This window comes from Oceanobacter sp. 1_MG-2023 (assembly GCF_030689025.1).
Classification (GTDB): domain Bacteria; phylum Pseudomonadota; class Gammaproteobacteria; order Pseudomonadales; family Oceanobacteraceae; genus Oceanobacter.
Window position 1 is genome coordinate 123459 of record NZ_JAUYWA010000001.1, and the last position, 17035, is coordinate 140493.

The following is a 17035-nucleotide window of genomic DNA, read 5'->3' on the forward strand; positions in this document are numbered from 1 at the left end:
GAAGTGGCTAATCACGCCACTTCTACAGCGTCAGATTGACTCTTTCTGTGCATTGGCTTCGATGGCTTGCACTACCAGCAAGCAGTGACGCTTACAATATTCATTGACCAACGCCTGTACTTCATCACAGCGTTCACCCAGGGTATAGCCGATCAGGCGGGTAACAAACAGACTGGTTTCGTTCATTTCGCCCAGGTTTTTGCGTAATGCCAGGGCCAGCGCCCGATGCAGGGGAGGCTGCAGGTTGTCGAGGGCGGTTTTCAGGTATTCATTGCCGGCCGCTACCGCGGCGCTGGATATCAGTTCGAAGTTGGCATCGATAAACTGGTGAGGGTCGTGCTCGGCGGCGGTGTTACTCAGTTTGTTGACCAGCGCTTCCAGTGTTTGCTTGTCTTCTTCTTTCCAGCTCCAGGAAAGTTTCTCTGCCAGCATTTCAAGCAGGTTGCCATACAACCGATACAGGCTGCGTACACGGTCGGCATTCAGTTCGGTGACATAAGCACCCCGGCGCGGCTGGATAGTGACCAGATGCCGACGTTCCAGAATCAGCAGTGCTTCGCGAACCGACCCACGACTGACCTTCAGCTCGGTTACGATACGAGCTTCCTGGATACGCTCGTTATTGACCAGGTCTCCCTGGATAATGCGATTGGCCAGGTGATTGGCTATTTGTTCTGCAAGACTTTCGGCGACAACAAACGCCATAAATCAATTCCTCGTAAAGCGATATATATGACTCGAGACCATCCTCTGGCTCAGGCTATGCAACGTTGACTGTCATCATGCTCGGGTCAACATATTATCGGTAATCATGTTTTTTACGGATACTCCACAGCACGATTGCTGAAAACGGGAGTTTTCTCCGTCATTTGTGCTACAGAACTCCCCCATCCGGGAAATGGTAGCATAGGCATACAGCAAAACGGCTCAGGCTGTCCTGCTTAGCATAACCTGCTCCAACATCTCTGTAATCACGCGACCATCCAATAATCATCGACGCAAGAGGGAAACGACAGGGAATCTACAAAAAGAGCCCACTTGGCCAAAAACAACACTTAGTCTCTTGCCAGGAACAATAACTACCGAAAAAAGCATCTTTCTCAGCCAAAAGTACCAATTTCTACGAATGATCAATCAACTTTGTGCTTTTATACTGCCTGCTGAAAAGACCCGGACAGTATAAAACGCCCATGTTGTCTATGGAGCCGTCACTGTTTGCCCGCAATAGACAGCAGCCTCTCGTCGGTCTGGCCGGAGCATATTGACACATATGCGACCAAGTCAACAGAAGCATGCATATATGTGTGTGACAACGATATTCCGGATGAGACACAACCAGTGGTTTTTGCATACTCAACCAACAGTGACAACATGAATAGCGCATCAGCGGATAACGACAACAAAAAATCGATGGAATTCCTGACCCAGCTGGGACAACGAATTTCTACCATGGCCGATCTGGTCGGTGGCAAAAAGAAACTCGCCGATGCCGCTGGTATTTCAGAGTCACAGCTTTACCGTTGCATCAAAGGTGCCAGTGCCACCACGGTCGAACCACTGGTCGCCATGGCAAAAGCCGCCAACGTTTCCATTGAATGGGCAATATCCGGCGAAGGCCTGATGCAAGCCTGTCCTGATCAAAAAACAGCGCGCATCGACACCCCCACTCCGTGCCATACCGGCTCACTCCCCTTGTGCGACAAGCACACGACCTGCGCAGAATTTGCCCCTCCCAACCACTGGGCCAAACAACGGGGCTTGAACGACCAGAGCCTGAGATTAATAACGGCCCGGGGCGACAGTATGGAACCTACCATTACCAACGGTAGCCTGGTGCTGATCGACACCGGAAATACCTCACTGGAAGATGGTTATCTGTACGCGTTGCGAGAAGATACTTTCGAAGTCATACGGCGCATTCAGCGCAAACCGGGTCAGGGCATCTGGCTGCTGACCGATAATACCCACTATACCGATATCCTGTTGGCAGCAGACGATATCAACCCATTGGGAATCATTGGCCGAGTCGTCTGGATTGGCAGAGATGTATAAGCCCTGATACAGGGCTTATACACAACCAACGGATTCAGGCAGTGGCTTGCCGAGCCCGAATGGCAATCAGAACACCCGCCACAATCATCGCCATTGCCAGCAACATCAGCAGGGTCAGATGCTCAGACAAGACCAGCGCCCCCATTAATACTGCCAGCCCTGGCACCAACAGCTGCACCTGTGCTGCCCGATGAATCCCCAACCAGGGCAACACCTGATACCAGCCAAAATAGCCGACTCCGGACGCCACAGCCCCTGACAGAATCGCCAGTAATAACGGCCGCCAGTCCAACAGTTCTGCGACAGCAGCAAAAGGCAATAACAGCATCGACAGAATACTCGCCGCGACAAACGCTGCCTGCACATCCGCCAGCGGTGTCGATGAACCTTGTCCCAACACCACAAAGCTGGTCCAGCCCACGGCAGAAACCACCATCAGTAATACCGCCCACCAGGAATATACGGCACTCCCGGGCAGTAACAGCAGTGCCAGTCCGCTGATGGAAACCAGCATGCCTGCCACTTGCCAGCGTCCCGGGTGTTCACCGCGCCAGATATTGACCAGTTGCAGGCCGATTTGTACCGTGGCGAACAGCACAAAAGCGCCAACACCGGTATCCAGACTGACATAGGCCATGGAAAACGCCGCAGCATAAACAAATAGTCCCAACCCCAGAAACCAGAAACGGGGAGCCTTGATGCTTACTCGGTTATGAGTTGCTGCCCGCGCATTTTGAAACCACAATAACAGGCTCAACACCACGGCACCGGATACCAGCCGAATCATGGTGAAATTTTCAGGGTCAAAATTATATTCCCGCAGCGCCCAGCGGCAGAGCAGAGAATTGGCGGCAAAAGCCAGTAAAACGAACGCAGTCTGAATCACCATCATATGCTCACTTGTTGTTAATATTATTCGGGCAATTTGCTGCCGTTTTTCTTTATCGATCAATTGATAAAAATACCCGGCAGCGACTTATCATCGCTACGTGCCTCTTTCTCCACACTTATCATTGAGTCGTAGTGGAGCATAACACTAAAGTATGACACCTGAGGCTGCCGTCATAATTGACTATTCCATCGATTAAGAAAAAGTATTATCTATTCCACCAGCGCAGCGTCTGCCTGCGCCAAACCCGATGCTGACAGGCCAGGGCAAGAGTCCGTTATCCATCCGCGGCATGCGTTGATACAGCAAGCAACACGACCAGGGTTTTCCTGACAAAGAGTTACCCACGAAGGGTTTGCCTGCCAAGGAATGCATCTGCTAATCTGCCCCGTCAACGTTTGACCCCGACACCTGCTTGCTGCGCATCAGCGATCGCTCCGGCATAACGTTTCATGCCGTCACACGCCGGATGCTCGAGGTACTGGTGCACAGTAATGATCCTGCCTTGGCTGGCATACTGACCGGGTCGGCGTTAGCAATTTTGTTGCCTCTTTGCTTTGCCATGATCAATACGCCATGACACATTCACAACGCTGCAGCCGGGCGTTTTTCGCCGGATCGAGCGGTTCCGCCCGAATCTGATTCCTCAGCCAGTTCAGAGATATTTCATGATTAAACAGTCTGCCCTGATTCTGATCGGAGCACTTACCCTAAACAGCCTGATAGCCAGTGCCGACCCGTCACACAGCTGGAGTTACGAAGGTGCCAACGGCCCGGAACACTGGTCCAGTCTTTCAGACAACAACACCGCCTGTAACCATGGCTGGAATCAGTCACCGCTCAATCTGACCGCCATGATTGATGCCGATCAGTTACCGCTGGTCTTGAATTACCACCCGGGCGGCAAGGAAATCCTTAACAACGGCCACACCGTACAAGTCAATTACGCTACGGGAAATACCTTGAATGTGGGTTACCACCGTTTCAACCTGATGCAATTACATTTTCATACGCCGTCAGAAAACCGTATTGAAAGCCGCTCCTACCCGATGGAAATGCATATGGTTCATGCCACACCGGAAGGGCGGCTGGCCGTGTTGGCTATCATGTTCAAGACCGGCAAGAAAAACGCCGAACTGGCCAGAATCTGGGATGACCTGCCGCAGCCTGGCCAGCGCAGGGCATTGAAGGGCTCGCTGGATATCACCCAATTACTGCCCTCTTCACTGGATTACATTCGCTACAACGGCTCCTTAACCACGCCGCCCTGTACAGAAGGAGTCAGCTGGTTTGTACTGAAAACACCGATCGAAGCCTCCGCTGACCAGATGACAAGATTTACCCGCCTGATTGGCGAGAACAACCGCCCGCTACAGCATCTGAATGCCCGCATGATTATCAAATAGAACAACGGCCAGTGCAGGCGCCTGCTTGCCTTGCTCCCGAGCCGAACCACAAGACAGGCCAGAACAAGCAAGCAAAAACGAGCCAAAAAAAGCCCGCAGCGATCACCATCGCTGCGGGCTTTTTCATTCCATGCAACAGCAAACCGACGAGCCCTGACGGTCTGCTATGGCATTGAATGACTGTCGGTCAAATCATGCCTCGAGGCGTTCCCACACAGTGGCAATCCCCTGACCCAAACCGATACACATGGTCGATACGCCGTAACGACCGCCTTGCTGTTCCAGCACGTTGATCAGCGTGGTCGAGATACGGGCACCGGAACATCCCAGCGGATGACCCAACGCAATCGCACCACCATGAATGTTGACGTGATCATCTGCAACCGCAGTCAGCTTGAGGTCCTTGATGCAAGGCAAGGATTGTGCGGCAAAGGCTTCGTTCAGTTCCCAGTAATCAATATCGCTGGTTTCCAGACCGGCACGCTTCAAGGCTTTTTTGGTTGCTGGCACCGGGCCATAACCCATAATCGCCGCATCCACACCGGCAACCGCCATCGACACGATACGAGCACGGGGCTTGAGACCCAGCTCGGCGGCTTTTTCCGCACTCATCAGCAACATTGCTGCCGCACCATCGGTGATCTGGGAAGAAGTACCGGCCGTGACCGTCCCACTTTTGGGATCAAACGCCGGGCGCAAGGCACCCAGGGTCTGTAACGTGGTTTCCGGACGAATGGTTTCGTCTTCGCTAATCAATACCTGTTTGCCATCCGCATCGTGGCCATATATCGGGATGATTTCGTTCTTGAACTTGCCATCCAGCGTTGCCTGATGCGCACGCTGATGCGAGCGCACTGCGAAGGCATCCTGTTGGTCACGGCTGATGCCGTGCATCTTGCCGAGCATTTCTGCGGTCAGCCCCATCATGTTGGAGGCCTTGGCAAAATGCTTGGACGATGCCGGGTTATGATCAAAACCATGGGTCATTTCGACGTGACCCATATGCTCAACCCCCCCCACCACAAATACATCACCGTTGCCGGTCATAATGGCCTGGGCCGCCGTATGAATGGCGCTCATGGCCGATCCACACAAACGGTTAACGGTTTGTGCACCGGCTTCTTTCGGGACTTTGGTGAGCAGGCCAATCTGGCGCGCCACGTTAAAGCCCTGCTCTTTGGTCTGGTTCACACAGCCCCAGATAATGTCTTCCACCAGCTTGGGTGGCACTTCCGGGTTGCGGTCAAACAGTGCATCGATAATTGTGGCGGACAGGGTTTCTGCACGGACATGACGGAAAGCGCCACCACGGGAGCGGCCCATTGGCGTACGAACCGCGTCGATCACTACAACGTCTTTAGGATTCAGGGTTGTCATAAATTTCTCCAGGTTCGCTCTTATTCCGCACTGTCTGTGGTAACGGCTGCCGGGAAGTAGGACTCACCGTTGGCGGCCATTTCTCGCATACGGTCCGTCGGCTCATACAGTTTGCCCAGATGCGCAAAACGGTCACACTGCTCAACAAAGCTGGCCAGGCCCACGGTATCCATATAACGGCAAGCGCCGCCACGGAATGGTGGGAAACCGATACCAAAGACCAGACCCATATCCGCTTCTGCGGCGGTATCTACAATGCCTTCTTCCAGACAGCGGGCAATTTCGATACACATCGGAATCATACAGCGGGCGATGATGTCGTCGGCTTCAAAGTCGGTCGCGGCTGCCACTACAGGCTGAATCAGTTCGTAGGTGGTTTGATCAACAACTTTTTTCGGTTTGCCTTTCTTGTCGGTTTCGTATTTATAAAAACCTGCACCGTTTTTCTGACCATAACGATGGTTTTCAAACATGACTTCCATCGAGGTTGTGTAATCGGCTTTCATACGATCCGGGAAGCCTGCCGCCATGACTTCGTTGGCGTGCACACCGGTATCAATACCAACAACATCGAGCAGGTAGGCAGGCCCCATTGGGAAGCCGAACTTTTCCATCACCTTGTCGATTTTCTGGAAGTCGGCACCGTCTCGTACCAAACCTGCAAAACCGGCGAAATACGGGAACAAGACCCGGTTCACCAGGAAGCCCGGGCAATCGTTGACCACAATCGGGGTCTTGCCCATTTTCTTGGCGTAAGCCACGACGGTTGCTACTGCTTCGTTGGACGTTTTTGAACCACGAATAACTTCCACCAGCGGCATCATATGTACCGGGTTAAAGAAGTGCATACCGAGGAAATTTTCCGGCCGCTTGAGATCGGCTGCCAGCAAATCAATCGAAATGGTCGAGGTGTTGGAGGTCACAATCGTGTCTGCAGATACCTGGTCTTCCAGCTCAGCCAGGACTGCTTTTTTGACGTTCGGGTTTTCCACGACCGCTTCCACCACGGTATTGACCGTACCGAAGTCACCATAACTGAGCGTTGGACGAATACGGTTTAATGACTCGCCCATTTTCAGCGCGGTCATCTTGCCTTTATCCACCCGACGGGACAGCAGCTTGTTGGCTTCATTCAGACCCAGCTCAATGCCGTCTTCACTGATGTCTTTCATCAGGATTGGCGTACCTTTATAGGCACTCTGGTAAGCAATACCACCGCCCATGATACCGGCGCCCAGTACTGCTGCCATGGCCGTCGGCCTGGCGATCTTGTCGTATTCCTTGGCTTTCTTTTTCAGCAGCTGATCATTGAGGAACAAGCCGATCAAGGCCTGGCTTTCGGTGGTTTTGGCCAGGGTCGCAAAGTTTTTGGCTTCAACGAGCAGCGCTTTGTCGCGGCTCATGGAGCAATGTTTCTGCATGGTTTTGATGGCCGTTACCGGCGCTGGATAGTGGCCTTTGGTCTGCCCCATCACAAAACCCTTGGCGGTCTCGAACACCATCATGGCTTCCATGGTGTCCAGCATCATCTTGCTTGTTTTTTCGGCCCGACGCTGTTGCCAGTTGATGTCTCCGGCAATCGCCGCTTCCAGCATCAGAATAGCTTGTGGACGCAGTGCATCGGCGCTGAATACCGCATCAACAGCACCATCGGCCAGCGCCTTGTCGGCTTTCTGTTCGTTGCCCATGCAGATCCACTCGATCGCATTGTCAGCACCGATCAGACGTGGCAAACGCACAGTGCCGCCAAAGCCCGGCATGATACCCAGTTTGACTTCAGGCAACCCCACTTTGGCGGTGTCGGCCATCACCCGGATATCGGTCGACAATACCAGTTCCATACCACCACCCAGCGCAATACCGTTGATCACTGACAAGGTGGGTACTGGCAAGTCTTCAAGGGCAGAGAAAACACTGTTGGCGTAGCCGATCCATTCGATGATGGATGCTTCTGGTCCAGCAAAGTAGCCGCCGAACTCGGTGATATCAGCACCCACGATAAATGAGTCTTTACCGGACGTTAACAGCACGCCCCGGACCGTATCATTGGCAGCAATCGCGACAGTGGCAGCCTGTAACTCTTCCAGTGCGGCGCGGTTGAATTTGTTGACGGACTCGCCCTGCAGGTCGAACCTGAGTTCGGCGATGTCACCTTCGATCATGCTGACCGTGATGGCTTTACCTTCGTAAATCATCAACTGATCTCCAAGTGGTGGTTAGCGTAAGGACTGTTGGTTGACAGCCCGATCCATGGTTTGTGCCTTCGCATCATATGGTTATCTATTATGGACACGAAGCTATTTTCAAACACTCGATTAATACGACCGTTTGAATAATGAAACAACCTTCGTTGAATCTCACAGCAAAGTCAACAGCCAGATTGGACCACTCCTGGTCGCATCATCAAAAAACCACTCTGGAAAACGCTGGCCACCGGCACAAAACAGGCTGTCACCTGCTTCAGCAAACATCGGTTTATGCCATCAATACAAGGATAAACAGGCCGTCAGCAAGCATTGGGCAAAGAGCAGACATGGCCGCCTCCGGGCATGCCGCCAATCGCGCCAAGTTCGCTCGTCACCACGATAAAGTGTCTTTTCGTATCAAAACAACCTACTACTAATGTATGACGCCGCGACATTCGCGAGCAAATATCGTAGTATTGCTTGACCGGCTTTTATTGCGTTCACCCGCGGCCTGTTCGTGTGGTTGAATAAAAGCGAGGGTGTTCAGCAAGCAGACAGATGAAGACCCTAACAATAATCATAAAAAGACTGAGGTCATGATGACTAGATTCTTCCAATCGCTGGGATTCGCCCTGGCACTCACTTTGACATCCATTTCCTCCCACGCAGATGACAATGCGCTGATGGTCCAGCTTCAGCACATGCGGCTTGCTTCTATCGGAGTGATGACAGACTTTTTTATGTATACCGGTCTTGATGGCGACAGCAAATACAGCCGTCGAATGAATACCGATATGGATTCATTTAATACTTCTCTGGCCCAGGCCCGGGAAGGGGCTGATGGCCAGCAAGAGCTGATCCGTCATTTGAACGATATTGAAGACAAATGGCATCACTTCACCCGCTCGCTGAACAGCAACCGCAACCTGGTTGAGAATCAAGGTTTTCCCAGTGTGCAGATGGTTGATGAACTGGGTCGTCTCAACAACACCCTGGTGACACGTATTTCAACGGCCTATCAGCAATTGGCTGGCGAAAGTGACACCAATCCTGCCATTGAGAAAGTACGTGACATGGCCATGCTGCTGCAGGAAATGACAACTCAATATGCCGCCTCCGCAGCTATGGAGAACTCTGAGGTGTATCTCAGTGAGTACAAGAACACCATGCAAAAAATGACCTCGGATTTTGAATTCCGTCTTGCTGATCTCAAGGTCATGACGTCGCAGCGATCTACCGATATCCTGATGGATAACATCAATAGCAAGTGGCGCTTTCTGCGTAATTCCATTACCCGTCAACACGAGATGGACGTGCCTTTTCTGGTCATCAGCTATAACGACCGTATCATTCGCCACCTGGAAGAGCTGGAAGGCAAAATAGGGAGTTGATCCGACCCGCACGCATCCTGCTTACCCGGTAGAATAGACAGGCCTCGCCTCCGGGCGTGGTCCTGGCATCCGGAACAAGAGCAGAGCTCGCCCGATACCAGTGGCCGGGTTACTTACCTTCCCCCCTGATTAATTGCCTGACCTCGTGCTTGCTCTCGTCCGCACGAAACAGATGCTTTCTGCCTGCCCTGCTCCCTTCTTCCCACAAAACGCAAACGCCGGAATCCAGGTCATTGCACCGCGTGAAACCGGAGATCAATACCGATATCGGGTATATTATCTGGCTATACTGCTTGGCTGGCGATACCGCTGCATTGGGGTTCTGTTGTTTTGCCATGGCCCCTCGATCAATGATCAGACCAGTACCAGCCATTTCATCCAGTGTCATTCACAGGAAATACCATGTCGCATGCTATATATCTCGCTATTGTCATGATGTCTTTGATTGCCAGCGGTTGCAGTCAGATGAGCGCCTTACCGTCCCCTGGCGACAGTAACAGTTCCTACAGCGCTTCAGGGGCACAGCTAAACGATGACGAGGCCACCCGCGCGCGGCTGTATCAGCAATATCAACAATGGCGCGGTACGCCTTATGCCTGGGGAGGTTTAAGTCGCCAGGGCATTGATTGCTCCGGGCTCGTTTATCTTACTTATCGTGATGAATTTGGCCTGCCGGTCCCTCGCACAACGTTGCAACAGTCGCAGATTGGCTCAGCAGTCAGCCGCAACGAATTACGCCCCGGTGATCTGGTGTTTTTCAAAACCGAGAACAAGAACCGCCACGTCGGCATGTATCTGGACAACGACCAGTTTCTCCATGTTTCTACCAAGAGTGGCGTGATTATTTCCAGTTTTGAAAACAGCTACTGGGAAAATCATTACTGGCAGTCACGTCGGCTGGCGGATTAACACACACTGATTTTGTTGCCTCCCGGATCAGGTTCAGGCTTGCTTGTGGTCGCCGGGCATCAGCGCCGCAGCAGCCAAATCACTAACCCGATTACCAGCAAAAAAGGTATCGCCACAATCAAGAACCTGAATGCCACAAGCAACAGCAGCAAGCCCAGAATCAAATACACCGGCCCGACAACAACACACTTGATCAAAGTCCACACGGTCTCCTCCTTCTGACAGATATAGCCATTATTCTCCCCACCAACGAATCACCAACGAACTGTTCGGCCCTGTAAAGTGGCTATCAACTTGCCAAGAGTCGATTCAGGCTGCGACTCTATGATGATATCCAGATCAGTCGATCGACATTGATTACAGGGAAGTCCGGTAGCAATACAATCCGATGCGCCGTACTCCCGACTTTCATGGCCACATTGCTGACAGCGGCGAATAACGCAATAAATTGGCCATGGCATTGTATAATCTCCCGTATATATCCATGCACAACACACATACAAACCATATTATTTTTATATTATTCCTTAGCCATTAAATAATTTTGACCATATAAAAACATCAACCAAACCATTCCTTGATTTTTTCTTTTGCAGCATCAATATGATCCTGTTCAGTATAATCAACCATAGCTTTAACAGCAGCAGCCAGCGCCACCGTATCGTCCGTGTACCCTACAACCGGGATAAAATCCGAGATAATATCAACAGGAAAAATAAAGTAACCCAACGCTCCATAAATAATGGCTTTGGCACTGGCTGGTGTATTGCTATCTGCCGCAACGTAGTACAACGTCAAGGCTTTTTCTACCACCTCACTTCCAGCTGATTTGGCATACTTTGTTAGTTTTTCCCAAAAACCGCTATCGCTATAGCTTTCTGGGCGATGATTATCAGGCATGGCCATACTCCGTGATTTAGTCATTGATATATTCTTCCTGAAAAACAATAAAAACAAACCCACGCGACAAAAGCCGTCGCTTATATTTTTAAAAAGCATTTTTTTGAAATGTCCTGTTCCCTGCTCTACCATGCGTCACTGAGCCATCAGACAGGAAAGTCCTGTGATACCAGTGCACAGCAGCCGTAGCCGTATACTGCGACTCAGCCGCTTGTCAGAAGCCGGCCTTGATACCAGCAATCATTATTACCATGATTATCAATAGTTTCAGCAGGCTGATACGTACGGATATACGGACTTATATATACACCAATAAACACACTGATATACACACCAGCGACCAGTGCAGCATGCACCAATACATATTTGAATCAAATGGTATATATATTGAAAATAAAATATAAACCGACAGCGATTATGTCACCACAAAAATCCTGTCTGCTATTGTTTTTTTAACGTGCGATTGATCGGGTAATCAGCCCAGTATCACTATGACAGACAGATATTGTCCAGAGTCCAGATGGCATCTTTTACTCACAGCCACGACTGGCTGCCATTCATTCATTATAAATCAGGCTCCGTCGAGGTGTGCTTCAGACATATTTTTTGAACACCAGAATGCGGTTATTGGCCGGCATGGCAATATCCTTGATCAGCCGCAGCTTTTCCTTGCGGGCAGCCAGTACAATTTGCTCAAAATCCTTGATTCCGGCTTCCGGGTCAACATCGGCCTTGAGCCAGGCATCCAGCGACTTGTTGCCTTCGCTGGTAAACTTGCCATGATAGTTAAACGGGCCGTACAAAAAAACCAATCCGGCGATGCGTAATACCCGGCCAATCCCGGCCATCATGGATCGTACCTTGGGCCAACCAACGTAATGCACTACATTGGCCGAAAACACCGCATCAACTTCCTTCACTGGCCACAGGTCTTGCGATACATCCAGCACTAACGGTGGCAAAAAATTATCCCGCCCTGAACGTAAACGCCAGGCATTGATCGATGCAATCCGGGCCGCCATTTCAGAAGGCTGCCAGGTAATATCGCGCATGCGTTCACTCATAAACGCCGCATGCTGGCCAGTACCGCTGCCTATTTCCAGTACGACAGAATGTTTCGGCAACTCTTCTGACAGTACATCACCAATGGGTTGCTGATTACGTAAGCAGGATTCCGAGACCGGCAGGTCTTCATCCTGTGCAATTTGAAGCTCCGGCAGAATATTCACCCGATTCATAGCGATTCCTGTTGTCTGCCGAGACCACCCTCAGCCTTACTCGCGGCAGAGTATGTCACAGGCACCAGTCGGCAGAAATAGTGCCGCTTCGAAATAGCATGATCTTTATTGCACCATTCCATGCCCTTTTTCGAGAATCACTGTAACAGGCAAATTGCCGCCAGCCTGACTAGCCAGTAGAATCGGACGATATTTTTCGATTAATAAACCGGATTTGAACTAGCCCCATGCGTGCAACCGAATTTTTACTCGCTACAGAGAAAGAAACCCCAGCCGATGCCGTGATTGTCAGTCATCAATTAATGTTGCGATCCGGCATGATCCGCAAATTGGCCGCGGGTTTGTACACCTGGATGCCGCTGGGGTTACGTACCTTGCGCAAAGTTGAAGCCATTGTACGGGAAGAAATGAATAAAGCCGGTGCCCAGGAGGTATTGATGCCAGCGGTACAACCCGCCGAGCTGTGGGAAGAAACCGGTCGCTGGTTCGAATACGGTGGCGAATTGCTACGTGTCAAAGACCGCCACAATCGTGAGTTTTGTATTGGCCCGACCCACGAAGAAGTCATCACCGATCTGGCCCGTAACCAGCTAAGCAGTTACAAACAGCTACCGGTCACGCTGTTCCAGATCCAGACCAAATTCCGTGATGAAACCCGCCCGCGCTTCGGGGTCATGCGATCACGTGAATTTATCATGAAGGATGCCTACTCCTTCCATCTGACCGAAGCAAGCCTGGAACAAACCTATCAGGTAATGCACGGCGCTTACTGCAACCTGTTTGACCGTCTTGGCCTCGACTACCGTCCGGTCTGGGCCGATACCGGCTCCATCGGTGGTGCCAAGTCCCACGAATTCCACGTCTTGGCTGATTCTGGAGAAGACGATATCGCCTTCTCCAGCGCCAGTGATTACGCCGCCAACGTTGAATTGGCCGAAGCCGTGGCACCAGCCGGTGAGCGCCCCGAACCAACCGAAGCGATGCAGCTGGTCGACACCCCAGATGCCAAAACCATCGCCGAGCTGGTTGAACAACATGGCATTGCCATTGAAAAAACCATCAAAACCCTGATCGTTCATGGTGAAGCCGACGACAAGGGACAGTACGATCTGGTTGCCCTGCTGGTGCGTGGCGATCATGAGCTGAATGAACTCAAGGCTGAAAAAATTCCCGGTATTGCCTCGCCACTCGAATTTGCCAGTGAAGAAGAAATACGTCCGGTGGTCGGGGCTGGCCCAGGCTCCATTGGCCCGATTGGATTGACAATACGCATTATTGCCGACCGTGCCCTGAGCATCAGCTCAGACTTTGGTGCTGGCGCGAACAAAGACGGTCAACATTATTTTGGCATCAACTGGGAACGCGACCTGCCGCTGCCAGAATTTGCCGACCTGCGTAACGTCGTGGCCGGCGATCCAAGTCCTTGTGGCAAAGGCACACTGGAAATCAAACGGGGCATTGAAGTTGGCCATATTTTCCAGCTGGGTACCAAATACTCAGAAGCCATGAAAGCCACCGTGCTCAACGAAAATGGCAAGGACAGCACCCTGATCATGGGTTGTTATGGTGTCGGCGTCAGCCGGGTGGTCGCTGCCGCCATCGAGCAAAACCACGACGACAAGGGCATTATCTGGCCTGATGCCATCGCGCCGTTCCATATCGGTATTGTACCCATGAACTACCACCGTTCAGACGCCGTAAAACAGGCAACCGAAACCCTCTACGCCGAACTGACCGCTGCCGGCTATGACGTTTATCTGGACGACCGCGACAAAAAAACCAGCCCCGGCGTCAAGTTTGCTGATATGGAGCTGATGGGCTTCCCGCATCGCATTGTACTGTCAGACCGGGGACTGGAAGCCGGCACGGTGGAATACAAGGCCCGCCGTGCTGACGAGAAGCAAGACATTGCTCTCGAGGAACTGATGCCATTCCTGAAAACCAAGGTGTCATGCTAGGCCGCCAACCGGCTACATGGTTGCTGACTGCCGTACTGAGTGGCCATTGTGCCCTCAGTGCAGCAGAGGCGATGCCCAACCACGACCCGGAATTACGGTTGGCCTTGCTGAACGCTGTTACCACTGCCGAGTCGTTCCCCGACCGCTTTGATGCCGAAGTTTGGTTAATGGATATGCAATCCCGGCTCGAGAGCATGAAATGGATCAAGCTGAGAGATAAGGCCGAACAGCTTGAGTTTCTGCGGCTGGTACACCTCGAAGCCAGTCGGGCCAATATCTCCGCCGAGATGGTACTGGCCGTGATTCAGGTCGAAAGTGCCTTCGACCGTTTTGCGGTTTCCCGTGTAGGTGCCCGCGGTTATATGCAGATCATGCCTTTCTGGAAAAATGAAATCGGCCGCGATGGCGACAACCTGATGCATATGGCCACCAACCTGCGTTACGGCTGTACCATACTGCGCCACTACCTCGACAAGGAAAAAGGCAACTGGACCCGCGCGCTGGCACGCTATAACGGCAGCCTGGGCAGAACGGTTTATCCGGAAAAGGTGATGGCCGCCTGGGAAAAGTACTGGTTTGTAAACCATTGACCTGCCGGCGGAGGCAGGCAAGCCAAAACGCTCCTTGAACCAGTAATACCGGGACACAGACCGCCTCTCTTTTTACCGGCTTATCATCGTCTCGCTTGTTATCTCTCTCACCACGACACCAACCCCACGACACCAGCCCCGCACACTAACCCAAAACACGGTAATACCAGACTTCTGGCAATCAAAGCCTTTGCCATTCCTGCCTATCTTATTGATTTATAAAGGGTAGCAACCCTTATGACAGGATAGGATAAGGCATCAGAACAGCTGCTCCATTGTTCCTGTCAGGCTGACAAACAGACGCATAAACAAGATACCTGGGTGAAAACGATCACTGAGTTCTTGAAATGGCCATAAACTTTACTCAATGCCCTGAGACAAAGACCGCCGTTGCTTGGTATACCTCCCGCTCAACACCCAGCTGAATCACCGGACACCACCGGCAAGCAAGAGGACAACACGTGACCAGACACTCCATTTCCTGGCCTGGACTGAATCTGCAAATCCTGATCGCCGCCGTCGCAGGCCTGATCCTTGGCTACTGGCTGAATGGCATGGACGACTCATCCGCCCTGCGCAGTAACATCCTGTATGCCGCCAATGTGATGGGCAGACTGTTTATTGATCTGCTCAAAATGATCCTGATTCCGCTGATATTCACCTCCATTGTGGTTGGTGTGGCCAACCTGCAGGCCCATCGTCATGGTGGCCAGGTCTGGCGCTACACCCTGGGATTTTTTGCTCTCTCCATGGTCTGCGCCATGGTACTGGCGCTGGTCGTTACCGACTGGGTTCAACCCGGCAGTCATCTGCAACTCGCCATGTTTGCCGACAGCATGGAAAATTTTGAAGCCAAACAGTTAAGTGCCGGCGAATTTTTTGCCCAATTTCTCCACAGCCTGTTTATGAATCCGATGGCTGCCCTGGCGGATGGAAAAATCCTGCCCGTAGTGGTGTTTGCGCTGTTACTGGGGATTGCACTGGTCAAATCCGGCGAGCAAAAAATGCACATTCTGGTGGTATTGCAAGAATTACTGGCGCTGTTAATGCGCATGATCCAATGGATCATGCTGCTGGCTCCATTCGGCGTGTTTGCCTTGTTAACCAAGCTGTTGGCCACCCAGGATCTGAGCCTGCTGGCCAGCATGGGCGAATTTATTGTCCTGGTGTTTGCGATTACCCTGATCCACGGTGCCGTAATCTTGCCTGGCCTGCTGTGGCTCTTTACCCGTCAATCACCACAGTGGTTATGGCGGGGAGCGCGCCCGGCCCTGATCACTGCTTTTGCCACCAGCTCCAGTGCTGCCACGCTGCCGATCAGTCTGCGCTGCAGCGAAGAAAATCTGGGCGTCAGCAAAGACGTGGCCGGATTTGTCTTGCCGGTTGGCGCCACCATGAACATGGACGGCACAGCCCTGTATGAGGCCGCTGCAGCACTGTTTATCGCCTATCTGATCGGCATCGACCTGTCAGTCGGCCAGCAGATCATTGTGATGCTGACGGCCATGATTGCTTCCATGGGCGCGCCAGGCATTCCCAGTGCCGGCATGGTTACCATGGTCATGGTGTTGCAATCTGTGGGGCTGCCAGCCGAAGCCATTGCCATATTGCTCCCCATCGATCGTATTCTCGATACTGTCCGCACCGCCGTGAATGTTGAGGGGGATATTGTTGCCAGTATTGTGGTGGATCAGGCGCTAAAAAACCGGAGTGATAACGCAGGTTAAGCTGTCGGAAAAACCGGTATCTCTGCTCAATTAGTTATCGTCACCGTCATGATGAAGCAACATCGGCATGACACCTTGGTAAGTTATGATCACCACTGGCTGACTTTGCTATGGTTAAACGCAGTGCCAAAATTCTGCTCGGCATTTTTTTTATCATCGCCGGTATCATTGTGACGCCTCTTCCCCTCCCTTTTGGCCTCGTCATGATCGTTATCGGCCTGTCATTACTCGTCAGCACTGTGCCACGCGTGCGGGAATGGCTACGCCAACAACGCCATCGTTATCGGGAATTTTCTGGCCGACTGAATGCCATCAAAAGCAAGTTGCCCGGCTTTGCCCGTAAGCTGATTGAAGACACCGATCCAGGGCCTCACTGACACAGCAGGCCGTTATCAGCTGTGATATTCTGCCG

Annotated in this window: 15 protein-coding genes; 8 read left to right on the forward strand and 7 right to left on the reverse strand. The window is 52.0% G+C overall.

The window, feature by feature from the left end:
* Positions 1–30: 30 nt before the first annotated feature.
* Positions 31–705, reverse strand: a complete 675-nt coding sequence (locus Q8W22_RS00460; RefSeq protein WP_303434024.1) for a GntR family transcriptional regulator — start codon at positions 703–705, stop codon at positions 31–33.
* A 666-nt stretch (positions 706–1371) separates the two neighbouring features.
* Here Q8W22_RS00460 and Q8W22_RS00465 point away from each other — a divergent pair.
* Positions 1372–2052 (forward strand): S24 family peptidase, encoded by a 681-nt coding sequence (locus Q8W22_RS00465; RefSeq protein ID WP_303434025.1) that lies wholly within the window; start codon positions 1372–1374, stop codon positions 2050–2052.
* Positions 2053–2086: 34 nt separating this feature from the next.
* Here Q8W22_RS00465 and Q8W22_RS00470 read toward each other — a convergent pair whose 3' ends face one another.
* Positions 2087–2944, reverse strand: coding sequence for a DMT family transporter (locus Q8W22_RS00470; RefSeq protein WP_303434026.1), 858 nt, complete (start codon positions 2942–2944; stop codon positions 2087–2089).
* A gap of 665 nt (positions 2945–3609) precedes the next feature.
* Between Q8W22_RS00470 and Q8W22_RS00475 the strand changes: the two genes are divergently transcribed.
* Complete coding sequence (locus tag Q8W22_RS00475; RefSeq protein WP_305451329.1) at positions 3610–4347, forward strand: carbonic anhydrase; 738 nt, start codon at positions 3610–3612, stop codon at positions 4345–4347.
* A gap of 192 nt (positions 4348–4539) precedes the next feature.
* On the opposite strand, the gene fadA is transcribed toward Q8W22_RS00475, so the two are convergent.
* On the reverse strand, positions 4540–5724 hold the full coding sequence (gene fadA / locus Q8W22_RS00480; protein WP_303434028.1) for an acetyl-CoA C-acyltransferase FadA: 1185 nt from the start codon (positions 5722–5724) through the stop codon (positions 4540–4542).
* Between the two features lie 20 nt (positions 5725–5744).
* On the reverse strand, positions 5745–7919 hold the full coding sequence (gene fadB, locus Q8W22_RS00485; protein ID WP_303434029.1) for a fatty acid oxidation complex subunit alpha FadB: 2175 nt from the start codon (positions 7917–7919) through the stop codon (positions 5745–5747).
* A gap of 587 nt (positions 7920–8506) precedes the next feature.
* On the opposite strand from fadB, the gene Q8W22_RS00490 reads away from it, so the two are divergent.
* Both Q8W22_RS00490 and Q8W22_RS00495 read left to right on the forward strand, forming a co-directional pair.
* On the forward strand, positions 8507–9301 hold the full coding sequence (locus tag Q8W22_RS00490) for a hypothetical protein (RefSeq protein WP_303434030.1): 795 nt from the start codon (positions 8507–8509) through the stop codon (positions 9299–9301).
* Positions 9302–9703: 402 nt separating this feature from the next.
* Positions 9704–10210: an NlpC/P60 family protein gene (locus Q8W22_RS00495; RefSeq protein WP_303434031.1), complete on the forward strand. Its 507-nt coding sequence runs from the start codon at positions 9704–9706 to the stop codon at positions 10208–10210.
* 33 nt (positions 10211–10243) lie between these two features.
* Here the strand turns inward: Q8W22_RS00495 and Q8W22_RS00500 are convergent, their stop codons facing one another.
* The 3 genes from Q8W22_RS00500 to Q8W22_RS00510 form a co-directional block, all read right to left on the reverse strand.
* On the reverse strand, positions 10244–10414 hold the full coding sequence (locus Q8W22_RS00500; protein ID WP_305451330.1) for a hypothetical protein: 171 nt from the start codon (positions 10412–10414) through the stop codon (positions 10244–10246).
* A gap of 357 nt (positions 10415–10771) precedes the next feature.
* On the reverse strand, positions 10772–11110 hold the full coding sequence (locus tag Q8W22_RS00505) for a YkvA family protein (protein ID WP_305451331.1): 339 nt from the start codon (positions 11108–11110) through the stop codon (positions 10772–10774).
* A gap of 593 nt (positions 11111–11703) precedes the next feature.
* Positions 11704–12348: a DUF938 domain-containing protein gene (locus Q8W22_RS00510; protein WP_303434033.1), complete on the reverse strand. Its 645-nt coding sequence runs from the start codon at positions 12346–12348 to the stop codon at positions 11704–11706.
* 227 nt (positions 12349–12575) lie between these two features.
* Between Q8W22_RS00510 and Q8W22_RS00515 the strand changes: the two genes are divergently transcribed.
* From Q8W22_RS00515 to Q8W22_RS00530, 4 genes are all read left to right on the forward strand, one after another.
* Entirely contained in the window at positions 12576–14306 is a 1731-nt protein-coding gene (locus tag Q8W22_RS00515; protein ID WP_305451332.1) for a proline--tRNA ligase, read from the forward strand.
* A gap of 20 nt (positions 14307–14326) precedes the next feature.
* Positions 14327–14896, forward strand: a complete 570-nt coding sequence (locus tag Q8W22_RS00520; RefSeq protein ID WP_303434035.1) for a lytic transglycosylase domain-containing protein — start codon at positions 14327–14329, stop codon at positions 14894–14896.
* Between the two features lie 461 nt (positions 14897–15357).
* Positions 15358–16623, forward strand: coding sequence for a dicarboxylate/amino acid:cation symporter (locus Q8W22_RS00525; protein ID WP_305451333.1), 1266 nt, complete (start codon positions 15358–15360; stop codon positions 16621–16623).
* Between the two features lie 110 nt (positions 16624–16733).
* Positions 16734–17000: a PGPGW domain-containing protein gene (locus Q8W22_RS00530; protein ID WP_303434037.1), complete on the forward strand. Its 267-nt coding sequence runs from the start codon at positions 16734–16736 to the stop codon at positions 16998–17000.
* Positions 17001–17035 lie beyond the last annotated feature (35 nt).